Below are 14,635 nucleotides of genomic sequence, written 5' to 3'. Positions count from 1 at the left end.
TGTTGCATGATCCCCGTGCCTGGGCACACATCGACAGCGATAAGGGCTTCAGATGACCGACAGTCACCCTCCGTACGGAGGGCAGCCGGATCCGAACGTCAACCCGTGGAGCGGGCCCCCGGCCCCGCAGGGCGGGTACCCCGGATACGGCCAGCCAGGGCAGCCACCGCAGTTCGGGGCCCCGGTCCCGCCGCCGCAGAAGTCGAACAAGGGCCTGATCATCGGCCTGTCCGCCGCCGCCGTGGTGGTCCTTCTCGTGCTCTGCGGCGCCGGCGTCGGGTTCGTCCTCGTCAACGACGACGACGACCCCACCCCGGTCGCGTCCGCCACCCCGAGCGGGTCCAGCGAGCCCGGCACCGACGCCACCCCCACCCCGGGGCAGTCCGAGTCGCAGGACCCGGGCAACAGCAACAACGCGGTGACCGCCCGCTACTCCAGCGACCTGGGCGACGTCTGCGAGGGCAGCCAGATCCTCAACGCGGCGCCCTACAACGGCGCGTCCGGCGCCAAGGCGTACGTCTTCTCGAACAACCCCGACCGGCTGACGTTCTGGTCGTCGAAGTCGATCGCCTCGAACAAGCCGTACTACGCCAAGAGCGCCGACTTCGAGTCGGTCTCGGTGGTCGGCTGCCTGAAGTTCGTGGAGGGCAGCGAGGGCACGCCCCGCAAGTGCCAGTACAAGGACAGCTCCGACAAGCAGGTCACCATCGACTACATCTCGTCGCGCTACGAGCTGACCTTCTACGCGGCGAAGACCGGCGAGAAGATCGGCGACGGCGGCACCGTGAGCGCCCCGGCGAACCGGTGCCCGAGCTTCATCTCGTACAACAAGAACACCATGAAGTCGTACGCGGCGCCGGACTCCGGCACCATCGAGGCGGCCCTGGACAAGTTCCTGTCCTGAGGCGGCCCGTTCGACGTCGGGGAGGGACGGTCACCGTCCCTCCCCGACGTGTTTCCCGCGTCCGCCGCACCCGTGGTGGAAAGGCTGCGTCGCCCTCGACCACGCGACCGTCGTGCAGGGTGCGCGGGCCCGACGCAGGCTCCGCCTTCCCGCCGACGAACGGGGCCGCCGCCGTCTTCCTACGGCGGCGGCCCCGGCGGGCGTGGGGCGGACCTCAGCGGCGGGCGGACGTCTCCTTCGCCACGGCGTCCACGTCCACCTGGTCGAAGGCGGGAGCGCCGTCGACGGCGTCGGCGGCGACGGCCGCCGAGGTGGCGGCGTCCGGCAGGTCCAGGCTGGTGCGCAGGGTGACCGGCTTGAGCAGGGCCGCCGCGAGGACGCCGACGACGGCGATGGCCGCGGAGATCAGGAAGATGTGTCCGGTGGCGTCGCCGTACGCGGCCCGGACGATCTGCTGGACCGCGGCCGGCATGGCGTCGATGTTGAGGCTGCCGGTCCCCCCGCCGGAGGTGGGGATGCCCGCGGCGGCGAGGTCCGTGGTGATCTGCTCGGTGACCCGGCGGGCGAGGACCGCGCCGAGCACCGACACCCCGATGGTGCCGCCGAGGGAGCGGAAGAACGCCACGGTGGAGCTGGCCGCGCCGATATCCCTGAGGGAGACGGTGTTCTGCACGGCGAGGACGAGGTTCTGCATGGTCATGCCGACCCCGACGCCCACGATGAACATGGCCGCGCCGACCAGCACCAGCGACGTCTCGTGGTCGATGGTGCCGAGCAGGGCGAAACCGGCGACGAGCACGACCGCCCCGACGAGGATGTAGGGCTTGATCTTCCCGGTCCTGGTGATCAGGCGACCGGCGACGATCGACGAGCCGAGGACGCCGGCCATCATCGGGATGGTGAGCAGCCCGGCCTCCGTCGGGCTGTAGCCGCGGCCGATCTGGAAGTACTGGCCGAGGAAGACGGCGCCGCCGAACATGGCCATGCCGACCGCGAGGCTGCCGAGGATGGCCAGGGCGGTGGTGCGCTGACGGACCAGGTCGAGCGGGACCACCGGCTCGTCAGCCCGCGCCTCCACCCGGACGGCCAGGGCCAGCAGCAGGACCGAGCCGCCCACCATCGCCGCGCTCTGCCAGGAGACCCAGGCGAACGAGTCGTCGACGAAGGAGATCCAGATGAGCAGCACGCTGACCCCGGCGGCGATCAGGCTGGCGCCCAGGTAGTCGATCTTCACGTTGTCGCGGCGGACCGTGGGCAGGCGCAGGGTGACCTGGAGGAGGATCAGCGCGAGCACGGCAACGGGGACCCCGACGAAGAAGCACCAGCGCCAGCCGAGCCAGGACGTGTCGACGATGAGCCCACCCAGCAGCGGGCCGCCGACCGTCGCCACGGCCATGACGCCGCCGAGGTAGCCGTTGTACCGGCCGCGCTCCCGCGGCGGGATCATCGCCGCGATGGCGACCTGGACGAGCGCCTGGAGGCCGCCGACGCCGATGCCCTGGAACGCACGCGCGGCGATGAGCTGGCCGGCGGTCTGGGCGAGGCCGGCGACCACCGAGCCGACCAGGAAGACGACGATGGCGACCTGCACCAGGAGCTTCTTGTTGAACAGGTCGGCGAGCTTGCCCCAGACGGGGGTCGTCGCGGTCGCGGTGAGCAGGGTGGCGGTGACCACCCACGTGTACTGGGTCTGCGACCCGTTCAGCGCGCCGATGATCTTCGGCAGCGCCGTCGAGACGACGGTGCCGCTGAGCATGGCGACGAAGAGCACCAGCAGCAGGCCGCTGAGCGCCTCCAGCGTCTGCCGATGCGTCATCGGCGTGTCGCCGGTCGTCGTGGTGGGTGCGCTCATCGCGCGGCCTCCAGGTTGTCGTGGTGTCCGAGGGCGGTCTCGATGTCGCGGGTGAACCGGCCGAGCGCCCCGCTCAGCGCCGCGATCTCGTCGGGCGTCCAGTCGGCGAGCGCCCGGTCGAGCACCCCGCCGTACCAGTCGAAGATCTCGGTCAGGGCGGCCCGGCCGTCAGGGGTGACGGCCAGGACCCTGGCTCGCATGTCGGTCGGATCGGCGCCCCGCTCGACCAGGCCGAGCCCGACGAGCGAGGCGATCGCGCGGCTCACGGTCGACGGGTCCAGCCCGGTGCGGACGGCGAGTTCCCGCGCGTGGCAGCCGGCGGGAAGCCGGTCGATCTGCATGAGCATGCCGACCAGGCCGAGCGGCACGAGCGGCCGCACGTCGGCCCGGCGCCGCCGGATCAGCCGTACGGTCCGGACCAGTTCGTGCAGCCTGGTGCCGAGTTGACGAGCGGTGCCGTCCACCGTTTCCCCCACATCGCAGATGGTTGCCGCATACAAGCATCTGCCGATCTTGCCCGATGGGCAAGTTTGCGCAATGAGAAACGAGTCACGTCGGCACTAGGCTGACGGCATGGACGAGGCCACCGGGCTACGGGAGCGCAAGAAGGCGGCAACCCGCCTCGCCCTGCACGAGGCGGCCCTGCGCCTGGCCTCCGAGCACGGGCTCGACCGCGTCACCGTCGAGGCGATCGCCGACGCCGCGAACGTGTCCCGCCGGACGTTCTCCAACTACTTCTCCAGCAAGGAGGAGGCGATCTTCCACGGCGACGCCGTACGACTGCGCCGACTGCTGGAGCTGGTCCGCCAGCAACCACCCGACGCGCCGCCGTGGCGCGCGCTGAGCCAGGCCGCCGAACAGCTCGCCGAGGAGGTGTACGGCAACACGCCCCCCTCGTGGCTGGTCCGCCGCCGCCAACTGCGGGGGCACCCGGGACTCGTCGCCCAGCAGATCGCGGCGTACACCACCATCGAGCGCGAGCTCGCCGACGAGTTCGTCCACCGGCTGGCCGGCCCCGACCCGGAGCTGCGGGCCCGGGTCCTGGCGGCGACCTTCCTGGCCACCCTGCGCGTCGCCGTCCAGCACTGGATCGAGCACCCCGACGGGCCGCTACGCGACACCCTCCGGGTCGCGCTCGCGGAGGCGGCCCCCACACCGGCCGTCGAGGCTGCCGCTCCCCCACCTGGCACCACCTGAGCCCGCAGCGACCGCCCACGCCCCGACCGCCGCCGCGTCCGGCGTCCGGCGTATCGACTCATCACCCGCCGCCGGCCCGCGTCGGCTCGCCGTTCCTGTCCGCCGGCGCGGTCCCGGGAACTCGCCACCCTCATCATCGACTTCCTCGACGCGGCGACTCCCGACTGAGCCGCCGCGGTCGGCAGCGGACGGTGCGCACGCATCCGTGGATCTCGCCACACCACCGCTGCCCCAGTCCCGCCTCGCTCCCGCCGGGCGGTGCCGGCCCGGCGGGAGCGAGGCGTCAGGGCAGGTCGGGCGCGCCCAGGAAGGACCAGGTGTTCCCGTCGGCGGACCACCACGTGCCCGGGGTGTGCGGCCAACCGCGCTGCGCGTATCCGCCAGGTACCGGTACGGCCGCCGCGCCGGGCGCGGGCTCCATCGGGGACAGGCGCTGCCCCCCGTCGCCGCTGCTGAACATCAGCGGCCTGTCGTCGGCGACGAGACCGGCCTGGATGACCAGCGTTCCGTCGGACCGGACGGAGGCACGAAGCTGCCGGTCACCGACGACCGCGCTGCCGGCGGTGCGTCGCCAGGTCCGGCCGCCGTCACCACTGCGATGGACGACCAGTGTGCCGTCGATGCTGCCGACGGCGTAGACGGTGCGGCCGTCCCACGTGGCCACGTCGAGCGCGACGTCGTCGCCGGCGGTGAGCGGCCCGGCGAAGACGTGTCGCTGCCAGGTACGGCCTCCGTCACGGCTCACCGTGATCGCGCTGCCCCGGCCGACGAGCCGGCCGTCGATCGTGTCCACGGCCGCGTAGCCGCTGCCCCAGATGCCCGCCTCGGGCGGCACGTCTTCCGCGAGCGCGGGCAACTCCAGCCCCGTGGTCTGCGCCACCTGCACGACGTCACCCGTGGCCGGGTCCGCCGCCACGATCCGGTCGGCGCGCGGGCCGAGCATGTGGTTGAGCACGCGCCATCCGTCGGGCACTTGGACGGCCGTGTCCGCCGTCACCTCCCGCCACCGTTCCCCGCCGTCGACGCTCGCGAGCCAGCCCTGCCGGTCTCCGGCCCCGACGGCGACCTGGTACGACGCGATCAGCGTGCGCTGCCCGGCCGCGGCGAGGGCGACCAGCGCGTTGCCGGACAGTGGAAGCTCGCGGCTGCGCCAGGTCGCCCCACGGTCGGCGGTGCCCGACACCATCAGCACGCAGTCGTCCTCCCGGCAGTTCTTCCAGCGGAAGTAGAAGTGGTCGAGGTCTCCCGCGACCACCGGGCCCGGACGAGGGGTCCGGGCCTCACCCGGGACAGGGCTGGTGGAAGGCGCTGGCGTCGGGATGAAGCCGGGCGTCGTGGTCCCGCCGAGGCCGGGAACGGACACCTGGGGGTCCGCGCGGTGCAGACTGGCGGAGGCGACCCCGGCGACAGCGACCAGCGCGAGCGTGGTCAGCGAGGCCGCGGCCACGCGGGTCTGCCGTCGACGGCGTGCCGCCCGGCGCCGCACCTCGGTGAAGTCCGGTCTGAAGGCCGCCTGGGCGGCCCGGTCGAGCCCGGCAAAGTCCAGGTCAGGCATGGAGAGAACCTCTCTTGTTCACAATCCCTGGTCGAACGGTGGTGATGTCAGCGGTGTCGTCGAGGCCGACGGCGAGGGCACGACGGGCCCGGACGAGGCGGGTCTTGACCGCCTCCACGGAGCAGCCCAAGGTCTCCGCCACGTCGGCCACCGTCATGTCCGCGATGTGGTACAGCACGACGGCCTCACGGGCCGGGCGCGGCAACCGCTGGAGTGCGGTGACGAGGGCGACGTGGTCGGGCGACATGCCCGCGGCCCCCCGCTGCCCACCGTCGAGTTGGCCGGAGCGCGCCAGCCGGGCGAAGACCATCCGGCGCCGGTGCCGGCTCCGGGCGATGTTGAGGGCCACCGTACGCAGCCACGCCTCCGGATGCTCCACCTGGCCGAACCGACCCGGCCGGGCCAGCGCCCGCACGAAGGCGTCCTGTACTACGTCCTGAGCCTCCGCGTAGTCACCGGTGATCGCGAACAACTGCGACACCAGACGCGACGCCGCGGCGGCGTACAACTCCCGGATCTGCTCCTGGATGTCCGACACATCGTCTCCTCCTGCTCAGCCTCTGCACCCCTTGAGACCAACCAGCAGCCGCCCCGGTGACACCTCCGCTCGGCGAATCGCCGCTCGCTCACGACCGGCGAAGCGTCGCGGGGCAGCGACGGGTCACCGTCCAGGAGTCTGGATCACGGAAGTCGGGGCAGTGGCCCTGCCCGCCGCGCCAGCGGTGCTGATGCTCTCCGGCCGTGTCCGACAGGGCAGGAGGATCGTCGGTGCCGCCGACCATTCGCCGAGGGTGGGCGGGCCAAGGGATATGCGGCATGATGCCGCTCCTGGCGCTGAACCGACGTCAGCAGCAATAGACGGGTCGGGAAAATTTGGCCGCACAACAATCGGAGGACAGAGTCAGACCCTGAATACGGGGGGAAGAATCCCGACGACCGAGAGTGGCACAGGGAAGATAATCGGGTCAAGGGTCGCCATGCCGCACACGCCAACCCACACAGGCACTTCCGTGATCTCGGCTCCGACCCAGCGGTGATCAATTCCTGCGAAGCCGATACCCCGACGGGCCACCCGAGACGTGGGATTTCCTCCGGACCCAAATCTCATTACCGCATCTTCGTCACACGCCCCGCCGAACGCCCACGGGAAACTCGTCCGGCAGCACGCACCAACGCGAGCCGGCGCCGCACCGGCTGGCCGGTTGAGAACCCACCAGCGCTTCGAGGCCGATCCGCAGCCACCCGACCAGTGGCAGCCACCAGGAACTACACGGCTCTCGGCACACCGGCCAGCCCCGCCGCGCCTCGCCCGTCTCCGACCCACGGTCCACGTCGCCAGCGGCCAGACACTCTCCACGATTGCTGAACCAGGCGATAAATCATTGACGTACCCGCTTGCGCAACACGATTATCTGACGCAGTCGCGTCGTCGGCGAACCGTCGCCCCGAAAGGACGACAGATGAAGCCAGAGGACTTCCGCGACCTGATGCGTAAACTCTCCCGGGGTTGCCATTCTCGCCCCGGCGGATCGCGCTGGTCGGCCACGGACAACGACCTGCTCGTCAGTGGAAATGCATGCCTGCCGCCGCCACTTCTCGGCCCCGCGCGAACGGCCGACACGACGTCCGGAGCCGCGCCCGGCTACGCGAATTCCTCGCCCGACCTGCCGCGCGACGGCGCGACGCGCGCGCCCACATCATGGCAGCACCAGTTCTCGCGCGTACGGTCGCGAACCTCGCCGTGCGGCGGCTGTCCTGGCCGACCGACGGCGCGCGCGCCACCGCGGACCTCGATGTGGTGCCCCACCCTCCCGGCCGGCGATCACCTCGTGGTCATCGGCGAACTGCGCGGCTCCCCGCCGGTGCCGGCGTCGGCCACCGCGGTACGGCATGTGTCAGTTCTTCCTGCCCGCACCAGAATGCCTGCGACCGCCGAGGTGATGATGCCGTCGAATCTCGCCCTGTCCCTGCACTTCTTCCTCCAACTCGCGGTGGTGCTGTTCACCTGCTGGTCGGTCGGACTCCTCCTCCGCCGACTGGGTCAGCCACAGGTCGTCGCCGACATGGTCGCGGGTTTCCTGCTGGGGCCGACGCTGCTCGGTCTCCTGCTGCCCGCCCTGCAAGGCTGGCTGTTCCCGACCACGCTGCATCTGGACGCCGGCGACGCCGGTAGCCGCATCGCCCACCCTTCGCTGATCGTGCTCTACGTGGCCGGCCAGCTCGGCCTGGTCCTGTACATGTTCGTCGTCGGGATGTCGTTCCGCACCGACGTCCTCACGGGACATCTCCGTTCGGCGCTCGGGTCGTCCGTCGCCGGCGTCATCGCACCGATCGCCACCGGCGCGGTGCTGGGCTGGGTGCTGGCCAGCAACCAGACGTTCTTCGACGAGAAGGTGGCCGCATGGCAGGCGGCCCTCTTCGTCGGCACGGCGATGGCGATCACCGCCTTTCCGATGCTGGCGCGCATCATCCACGAGAACAATCTCGGCGGCAGCCCCACCGGGACGGTGGCCCTGGCGTGCGCCGCCGTCGACGACACCGTCGCCTGGGTCCTGCTGGCCGTGGTGGTCTCCTCGGCCCAGGGCGACGCGTCGGTCGCGCTGCTGGCCCTCGGCGGTGGCCTGGTCTACGTCCTCGTGGTCCTGACCCTGGGCCGCACCCTGTCCGCCAGGCTCGCCCGCTGGGCCATGGACGACGACGGGCTGCGTCCCGCCGGGCTCATCACCACGATGATCATTCTGCTGCTCTGTGCCGCGTACACCGAGGCGGTCGGGATCTACGCGGTGGTGGGGGCCTTCCTGTTCGGCGTCGCCATACCCCGTGGCCGCTTCACCGAGGCCCTGCGGACGTGCATCGAGCCCGTCACGGTCCGGCTGCTGCTACCGACGTTCTTCGTCTACTCCGGACTGGCCACGCAGTTCAGCGTGTTGACGGATCCCGGTGTGCTGCTGGTCCTGGTGATCGTGGTCCTGGTGGCTTTCCTGAGCAAGGGCGTGGCGTGCACCATCGGTGCCCGCACGGCCGGCCTGCCGTGGGGCTCCGCGGCCTCGGTCGGCGCCCTGATGAACGCGCGCGGACTGATGGAACTCGTCCTGCTGAACATCGGCCTGGAGAAGGGACTGGTGACGCCGGCGCTGTACACCGTCCTGGCCCTGATGACCGTCATCACCACGCTGGCGGCCACACCGCTGTACCACTTCATCCAACGCCGGTCGGGATCACCGGCCCCACCGGTCTCCGCCGGCGACGTCGTGGCGGAGACGGAAGTCGGTCACGCGACCGGGACGCCGCGGGAGCCGTCCGCTCAACCTCGTTGAGCCGGCTCAGGACGCGCACGCTGGGCGAGATCCTGCCCGCGCTCGGAGTGTCGGCGCGCCAACCACAGACGGTGGGCGAACAGCATCCCGTAGCCGGCGAGAACCGCGCCCAGCACGGCCAGCGCACCACCGTCCGCGGAGCGGCGCACCGCGTCCAGGATCACGCCCAGCATCGCCGCCGCGACGATCAGGGACACGTGGTTCGAGGCCCAGAACACCACGGGTGTCATGCGCCGGGGGTCGAGGTCGCGCATCGCGCCGTCCCGGAGCTGCCGGACGAGCCAGGCCGACAGCGGCGCGGTGGCGGCCATCGCCGCCCAGACCAGCCACGGCACCCAGCCGAGCAACGCGAAGACGGTGAGCGTCGCGTACCCGACCAGCTGCGCCCCGACGATCACCCGCACCGCCGGCCGGTACCCGATGATGACGGGCAGCGTGCGCTTGCCGACCATCGCGTCCGATCGGCGGTCGCCCAGGTTCATCACCATCATCCGCGCGACCTGCAGCACCGCGGTGGGCGCCAGCACGGCCAACAGCAGCATCGGTACGGTGCCGGTCTGGAGCACCACCGCGACGGCCGGCCACAGGCCGTTGAGTATCGCGGCGACCGTCATCTCCCCCGCGCCCAGGTAGTTCAGCCGCAACGGTGGCGCCGTGTAGAACCAGGCCAGCACCACGGCCGCGGCGGCGAGCGCGCGTGCCTGCCAGGACGGCATGACAGCCACCATCAACGCCGACACGCCGAACAGGACGACTCCGGCGCGGAGCGACACCACGGGTGCGACCACCCCGTCGACGAGGGCCCGGCTGCCGCCCGTCCACGGCGTGAAGTAGACGTTCGCCCGGTCGGCCGCCAGGTCGAAATACTCGTTGCAGTAGTGCGTCATGACGTGGACCGTCCACGCGAAGAGTTGCGCGACGGCGTACCACGTGGGATCGAGCGGATAGCCCTGGTGTACCGACACCGCCACGGCGAGACCCACCGGCAGGAGGTTGTACAGCAGGAAGCGGAGCCGGGCCAGTCGGACGAGACCCCGCCACGGAGCTTCGCCCCGCCCGTCCACCGGCCCGACGGCAGGCCGGCGAGGTCCTGCCAACGACCGAGATCCCGACGACGCGTCCATCGTGTAGCGCCTCCCCCGTGCTCAGACCGCGACCACAACCTTCGTCTCCGCAAACGACAATCGCCACGATCTGTCGGGTAAGCGTCCATCGCCACTGCGGCACGACGTCCGACCGGCTCATTCGCTGTGGTGGCAGGCGACCGGCGTGCCGTGTGGGCAGATGGCCGGGCTGCCCTGAGGCCTCCGTCCACCGGGCGGGTCGTCTCACGACACGTCCGGGTCGGGATGCTCGGCCCGACAGCGGCTTGCGGCGGCGTCGTCGATGAGGGAGTTGTCGAGAAGCCAGTCGATGGCGCGGCGGGTTGCCCGGGCATGCTGGAAGGCGTGCCAGGCTGTCAGTAGGTGCGGATACTCCTCGTGCAGTTCGTCCTTGAACCGGCGGAAGGCGCCCCTGCCCTGGATGGCTCGCTGGAGCCTGCGTCCCGCCTGCTCGTCGCTGACGCGCTCGGCGAAGTCGGCCATGTCGCGGTGCCAGACGGAGGGCGCTAGCGCCTCGATCGGGACCAGGTCGAGTTCGTCGAGGTCCACCGACGTCTTCCCGTCGATACCGCCGTCGGCCGTCCACATCATGACCTCCCCGCTGGCCGGATCGATGAGCCAGCGGTACTCGTACGTGCCCTGGTCCTGCAGCGCAGTGGCGATCCCTTCGAGATCGAGGTGGCGTACGTCGAGCATGGTGTCCACCCCCATTGCCGTGGTCGTCGGCAACCACGGTAGGTCCGCTTCCCTCTCGGCCGCGAGACTGCCGGCCCGACCGATCATCAACGCGGGGACCGAGGCCGTGAGGTGACGACTGCTTCGGCAACCTGAAGTCGTAAGACCGGTCGGCTACAGCCCAGCGGCGTCGAGCGTCTTGAGGAACGTCGGCCGGCGCTTGTGCGCGATGCGCAGCTCCGCGAGGTACTGCCCGAACGCCCCGGGTTCTCCTACCGCCTCGTACGCCGCCCGCAGGGCCGGGAGCAACGCGACGGCCCGCCGGTAGCGCCACTTGTCGGCCGAGTCGAGAATCGCCTGCTCGACGAGGTCCCGGTACGGCTGGATCACCTCCTCCGGATGCGTCACCGCCCGCCCCTACAGCAGGGTCTGCCACTGCGGCCCGCCGAGCCACCGCCGTGGTGCAGGGCCTCCTGCCAGGCCTGGTCGTCACGGCCCACCGCCAGCAGCACGTCGACCAGCGCGGAGGCGTACGCCGGTTGCTGGGTGATCCGGCCGCGCAGCACCCCCAGAGCCCACGCCGTCGGGCCGTCGCCGCCGGCCGCTTCCACGGTGTCGATCAGGGATCGATACCCGACAGCGGTGGGATGCCGTACGAACTCCTGCAGGTCGTCTCCGATGATTCCGGAAGAGTCATCCAGGTACATCAGGGCCCGGGTGATGCGGCCGACGGCCTCGCGCAACACCGGCACCGCGAGATCCGCCCGGCCCTCGGCGACCAACCGATCACACTCCTCGGCCACCTGGCGGGCAGTCTGCGAGTACTCACGTCGACCCCGGTAGGGGTCCCGCCGGCGATCCCAACGCAGCCGGTCCACCAGCACCGTCAGCTCGCCACCGGTCATCTGTCCAGCTCAGCAGACCGCGACCGGCCCTCGGGACGCGCCGCCCTATCGTGTGGGGCGTGCCGAACGACCAGGATCTGGACAACGCGATCGAGACGATCATCGTCGACGCCTACGGTGCCGACGAGCAACACAACGCGTTCCTCGCCGTGATCGAGGACGAAACAATCCTGCCCACCGCGGCCACCCTGCTGGGCAACCCGGTCACCGTCACCTCGATCGACTACACGAACGAGGCACGCGGCATCGTCGCCACCTGCCAAGGCCCGGATGGCGCGGGCGAGGTCACTCTCGCCGACCTGGCGTTCCCGCCGCCCACGGTCACCGCCTGGATCCACGCCGCCTACCGGCGTTATCTCGGCCTCACGCCGTTCCCGGCCCGGCCCAGGCCCGAGTGGACCTGGCCCAGCACCTGACGGCGCCTCAGCGACGGCGGGCGTACGCGGCCAGCCGCTCGCTGACCGGGCTGACCCGCGGTCGCGGCACTCGTCGGAAGTGCTCCGGCTTGTACGCGCGGAGAAGTTCCTCGCCATCGCGGGCCCAGTCGAAACGCGGCTTCCTCAACAGCCGGCGGAACACCACAGTGGCCCGCTCGGGGTCACGGGCGGCCAGCCGACGCAGCACCAGCGGGCCGACGCTGTCATCGTTCAGGTACGCCAGCGTGTGTTCCCGGTAACGGCGGCGCCGCAGCAGGTCCGGATCCGCGAACGCCGCCTCCACCAGAGCGAACTCGGCGTAGAAACCCAACCCGTCGACCTCGTCGTAGATCATCGCCACCGTCTCCGCCTCCACGACATCCGGTGGCAACTCGAACCGCGTGGGCTCGTCACCGGCCACGACCGACGACGTGCCAGTCACCTCCGCAAGGCAGAACGCGCGGTATTCGGAAATCCGGTCGACCACCTGGTCGCCGGCCACCACCACCAGGTCGCTGCCGAAGAACCGTACGAACCGATCCCGGTCCTGACGTTGCAGCTCCCACGCCTGGGCCAGCTTCTCCGGGTTCCGGTACACCGCCTCCGGCGCACGCAGCGACATCTCCAACGCCATCTCGTACGCGACGTCACACTCCTGCGCCCGCCACACACTCATCGGGCCGCTGATCATCCACTCCTCGCCCACCGCCACCAGCCGAGCGATCAGAAACGACCGACGCGGCGTACGCCGGAACACGGAGGGACCCATGTTGGAACGCACCCGGTAGGTCAACTCATCCACGAGGTTGACCACCACCAGCGCCGCACCGTCGCGACCCTGCACCTCGAACGGCCCCTGCACCACGTCCCGCCACCCGAGCAGCATCCGCCGCTCCGGCTCGGGCAACTCCGGATGCGCGGCGACGAACTGCTCCACCACCGTCCGACCGTTACGTAGCCGATGTTCCAGGACGAAGTAGTCCCACAGGACCATCAGAGCGTGCTCGTCGAGTGGTACGCGCCCGTCGCGCTGGTCCGCCAGCACGTCATCGAACGCCCGGTCATAACGCCGCTGCTGCGAGAACGCCACCAGCTGCTGCTTCAGCTCACCCGCACGGTCGAACAGCTCATCATCAACGGCGATCGTCACGCCCTGTTCCTACCACGACGCGGCAGTCGCGAGATCCAACCCGACCCATCAGCTCACCGAGACCACGATGCGGCGCCAGCCGACGCCCTGACGAGAGACGAAGGATTGCCGAGCCACCGGGCCCGCACCGCGAACCCTCGGGGCTCGGGGCTCGGGGATCACATGTTCGTCCGGGCCGTACGCCGCGAAGAGGTGTTCCTCCGCCGACATCGATCGCGAGGCCGCCACGTACTGCCGGTGTTCTCCAGCGCCGCGGATTGTCAGCGCCCTGGGCCACCGATCCAGGTTGCGCCGGGGCGCGGCGTTGTGGCAGCAGGGGTAGCCGGCGGGCTAGGCCGGGACGGACGCAGGACCCACATGGCGATGCCGCTTGCTATGGTGCTGAGCAGCGCGACCGTGGCCACCATCACGTCGGCCAGGAACACCGTCCGCCAACTCAGCGCCTGCGCCAGCATGCCGCTCGCGACGGGTCCGATCAGGAGAGCGGCGCCGAGCGCGAGGCCGAGCGCCAGCCGGGCCCGGGAGCGCCAGCGGACCAGTTGACTGGACAGGGCGAGGGCGGCGCCGGCCACGGTTCCAGCACCCAGCCCGACGAGCACCCGCCCGACCGCCAACAGTGCCGCCCCCGGCGTGAACGCGCTCACGACGCTGCCGATGATCAGGAGTGCCAGCGCAGGCAACGCGATTGCGGTGGGCCACCGCCGGCCGAGCAGGTAGCCGGGCGCGACCAGGGCCACCGTTGCCACCGTGTACTGTGCGACCACGGTCGCTGTCATGCCCGCAGTGGACAGTCCGAGGTCGCGCGTGATCGCGCTGACCAGCGGCCCGATGGGCGCGGTGAGGAGTCCGGCCGCCAGGAACGCACTAAGCGCTGGGCCAGCAAGCGACCAGAGCGGGCGAACCATCGATGGTCGGGCCTGTGCGGGGTATCCGGGCGGGCTCACGCGGTGAGTGTATGGACCTGACCCTCGGTCGCCAATACCTCGCCCAGAACCCGGCGGGGGTCCGCTCCGCCGTAGGCGGCACGCGCCTCCTGCTCCCCCTTCAGCGGGCGGCCTGGTTGGGAAACCTGCCGCTTGTGCTGGCGGCGGCGCCCATTGGTAAATACCAGTCGGGACGGCCGGATTCGAACCGACGACTCCATTGACCCCCAGGCAACCGACACGGCCCTCAGAGCTGGCCTGAAGCGACGGCTGAGCTACTGAACCGATCCGGCAGCGTCCCGGCCCGTCCAATGAGTGCCCGCCGTGGTCGTCACCCAGTTTGTCACTCAGCGACTCCGGGCCGCTCCGAGCAACGGCTACCATCCAGCCTTGTGGTGGAGGGGTTGTTCTGGACAGTCGCCATGTCGCTCTGCGGTCTGCTGGGTTGTCTGGCTCCGTGCGCCGCTCTAGCGGCGTTGGCCACCTGGCCCAAGAAGGGTGACCGTGGATAGGGGTCAGACGCTGAAGCGGAACTAAGAGCCGCTAGTGCCGCGTCAGGCAACGTTCGCCCTGTTGACTACCTGACGTAGGCGCTTGTCGGTGGCGTTCTTGTTCCGCCAGATGATGTAGCGGCGGAT

At 70.7% G+C, this 14,635-nt stretch carries 14 protein-coding genes; 4 read left to right on the top strand and 10 right to left on the bottom strand.

Annotated elements, in window-relative coordinates; all coding sequences use genetic code 11:
- Nucleotides 1–52 precede the first annotated feature (52 nt).
- Entirely contained in the window at nucleotides 53–904 is an 852-nt protein-coding gene (locus ABZ793_RS30085) for a hypothetical protein (RefSeq protein ID WP_357463210.1), read from the top strand.
- A gap of 214 nt (nucleotides 905–1,118) precedes the next feature.
- On the opposite strand, the gene ABZ793_RS30080 is transcribed toward ABZ793_RS30085, so the two are convergent.
- Together ABZ793_RS30080 and ABZ793_RS30075 are read right to left on the bottom strand one after the other, a co-directional pair.
- Nucleotides 1,119–2,756, bottom strand: a complete 1,638-nt coding sequence (locus tag ABZ793_RS30080; RefSeq protein WP_357463207.1) for an MDR family MFS transporter — start codon at nucleotides 2,754–2,756, stop codon at nucleotides 1,119–1,121.
- A complete protein-coding gene (locus tag ABZ793_RS30075) occupies nucleotides 2,753–3,232 on the bottom strand; it encodes a MarR family transcriptional regulator (protein WP_357463204.1) in 480 nt (159 codons plus the stop codon). Before ABZ793_RS30075 ends, ABZ793_RS30080 begins: the two co-directional genes overlap by 4 nt.
- 97 nt (nucleotides 3,233–3,329) lie before the next feature.
- Here ABZ793_RS30075 and ABZ793_RS30070 point away from each other — a divergent pair, with 97 nt between their 5' ends.
- Entirely contained in the window at nucleotides 3,330–3,953 is a 624-nt protein-coding gene (locus ABZ793_RS30070) for a TetR family transcriptional regulator (protein WP_357463201.1), read from the top strand.
- A gap of 283 nt (nucleotides 3,954–4,236) precedes the next feature.
- Here ABZ793_RS30070 and ABZ793_RS30065 read toward each other — a convergent pair whose 3' ends face one another.
- Entirely contained in the window at nucleotides 4,237–5,508 is a 1,272-nt protein-coding gene (locus ABZ793_RS30065; protein WP_357463198.1) for a sialidase family protein, read from the bottom strand.
- Nucleotides 5,501–6,046, bottom strand: coding sequence for a sigma-70 family RNA polymerase sigma factor (locus ABZ793_RS30060; RefSeq protein ID WP_357463195.1), 546 nt, complete (start codon nucleotides 6,044–6,046; stop codon nucleotides 5,501–5,503). The genes ABZ793_RS30065 and ABZ793_RS30060 overlap by 8 nt, the downstream gene beginning before the upstream one ends.
- A 1,381-nt stretch (nucleotides 6,047–7,427) precedes the next feature.
- Between ABZ793_RS30060 and ABZ793_RS30055 the strand changes: the two genes are divergently transcribed.
- Nucleotides 7,428–8,825, top strand: coding sequence for a cation:proton antiporter (locus ABZ793_RS30055; protein WP_357463192.1), 1,398 nt, complete (start codon nucleotides 7,428–7,430; stop codon nucleotides 8,823–8,825).
- Here the strand turns inward: ABZ793_RS30055 and ABZ793_RS30050 are convergent.
- The 4 genes from ABZ793_RS30050 to ABZ793_RS30035 all read right to left on the bottom strand — a co-directional run bounded on the left by ABZ793_RS30050 (nucleotide 8,813) and on the right by ABZ793_RS30035 (nucleotide 11,508).
- Entirely contained in the window at nucleotides 8,813–9,889 is a 1,077-nt protein-coding gene (locus ABZ793_RS30050) for a prenyltransferase (protein WP_357463189.1), read from the bottom strand. The two genes, ABZ793_RS30055 and ABZ793_RS30050, sit on opposite strands and share 13 nt — an antisense overlap.
- Nucleotides 9,890–10,153: 264 nt before the next feature.
- Nucleotides 10,154–10,624, bottom strand: coding sequence for a UPF0158 family protein (locus tag ABZ793_RS30045; RefSeq protein ID WP_357463186.1), 471 nt, complete (start codon nucleotides 10,622–10,624; stop codon nucleotides 10,154–10,156).
- A gap of 153 nt (nucleotides 10,625–10,777) precedes the next feature.
- The gene (locus tag ABZ793_RS30040) at nucleotides 10,778–11,011 is read right to left on the bottom strand and encodes a hypothetical protein (protein WP_357463183.1); all 234 of its coding nucleotides are present in this window, start codon (nucleotides 11,009–11,011) and stop codon (nucleotides 10,778–10,780) included.
- The gene (locus ABZ793_RS30035) at nucleotides 11,008–11,508 is read right to left on the bottom strand and encodes a hypothetical protein (protein ID WP_357463180.1); all 501 of its coding nucleotides are present in this window, start codon (nucleotides 11,506–11,508) and stop codon (nucleotides 11,008–11,010) included. The genes ABZ793_RS30040 and ABZ793_RS30035 overlap by 4 nt, the downstream gene beginning before the upstream one ends.
- Nucleotides 11,509–11,567: 59 nt before the next feature.
- On the opposite strand from ABZ793_RS30035, the gene ABZ793_RS30030 reads away from it, so the two are divergent.
- Nucleotides 11,568–11,924 carry a hypothetical protein gene (locus ABZ793_RS30030; RefSeq protein WP_357463177.1) on the top strand — a complete coding sequence of 119 codons (357 nt, stop codon included), beginning with the start codon at nucleotides 11,568–11,570 and terminating at the stop codon, nucleotides 11,922–11,924.
- Nucleotides 11,925–11,931: 7 nt separating this feature from the next.
- On the opposite strand, the gene ABZ793_RS30025 is transcribed toward ABZ793_RS30030, so the two are convergent.
- On the bottom strand, nucleotides 11,932–13,074 hold the full coding sequence (locus ABZ793_RS30025) for a hypothetical protein (RefSeq protein ID WP_357463174.1): 1,143 nt from the start codon (nucleotides 13,072–13,074) through the stop codon (nucleotides 11,932–11,934).
- 260 nt (nucleotides 13,075–13,334) lie between these two features.
- A complete protein-coding gene (locus ABZ793_RS30020) occupies nucleotides 13,335–13,979 on the bottom strand; it encodes an MFS transporter (RefSeq protein WP_357463274.1) in 645 nt (214 codons plus the stop codon).
- Between the last annotated feature and the right edge of the window lie 656 nt (nucleotides 13,980–14,635).

This window comes from Micromonospora sp. NPDC047465, from assembly GCF_040643125.1.
Taxonomy (GTDB): domain Bacteria; phylum Actinomycetota; class Actinomycetes; order Mycobacteriales; family Micromonosporaceae; genus Micromonospora.
The sequence above is the reverse complement of the archived record's forward strand: the minus strand, read 5'-3'. Positions and strand labels throughout refer to the sequence as shown.

What these genes read in the sequence shown, in the direction of transcription:
- ABZ793_RS30070 (WP_357463201.1), top strand. Translation starts at nt 3,330, where the DNA reads ATGGACGAGGCCACCGGGCTACGGGAGCGCAAGAAGGCGGCAACCCGC.
- ABZ793_RS30045 (WP_357463186.1), bottom strand. Translation starts at nt 10,624, where the DNA reads ATGCTCGACGTACGCCACCTCGATCTCGAAGGGATCGCCACTGCGCTG.
- ABZ793_RS30065 (WP_357463198.1), bottom strand. Translation starts at nt 5,508, where the DNA reads ATGCCTGACCTGGACTTTGCCGGGCTCGACCGGGCCGCCCAGGCGGCC.
- ABZ793_RS30080 (WP_357463207.1), bottom strand. Translation starts at nt 2,756, where the DNA reads ATGAGCGCACCCACCACGACGACCGGCGACACGCCGATGACGCATCGG.
- ABZ793_RS30035 (WP_357463180.1), bottom strand. Translation starts at nt 11,508, where the DNA reads ATGACCGGTGGCGAGCTGACGGTGCTGGTGGACCGGCTGCGTTGGGAT.
- ABZ793_RS30085 (WP_357463210.1), top strand. Translation starts at nt 53, where the DNA reads ATGACCGACAGTCACCCTCCGTACGGAGGGCAGCCGGATCCGAACGTC.
- ABZ793_RS30055 (WP_357463192.1), top strand. Translation starts at nt 7,428, where the DNA reads ATGCCTGCGACCGCCGAGGTGATGATGCCGTCGAATCTCGCCCTGTCC.
- ABZ793_RS30020 (WP_357463274.1), bottom strand. Translation starts at nt 13,979, where the DNA reads ATGGTTCGCCCGCTCTGGTCGCTTGCTGGCCCAGCGCTTAGTGCGTTC.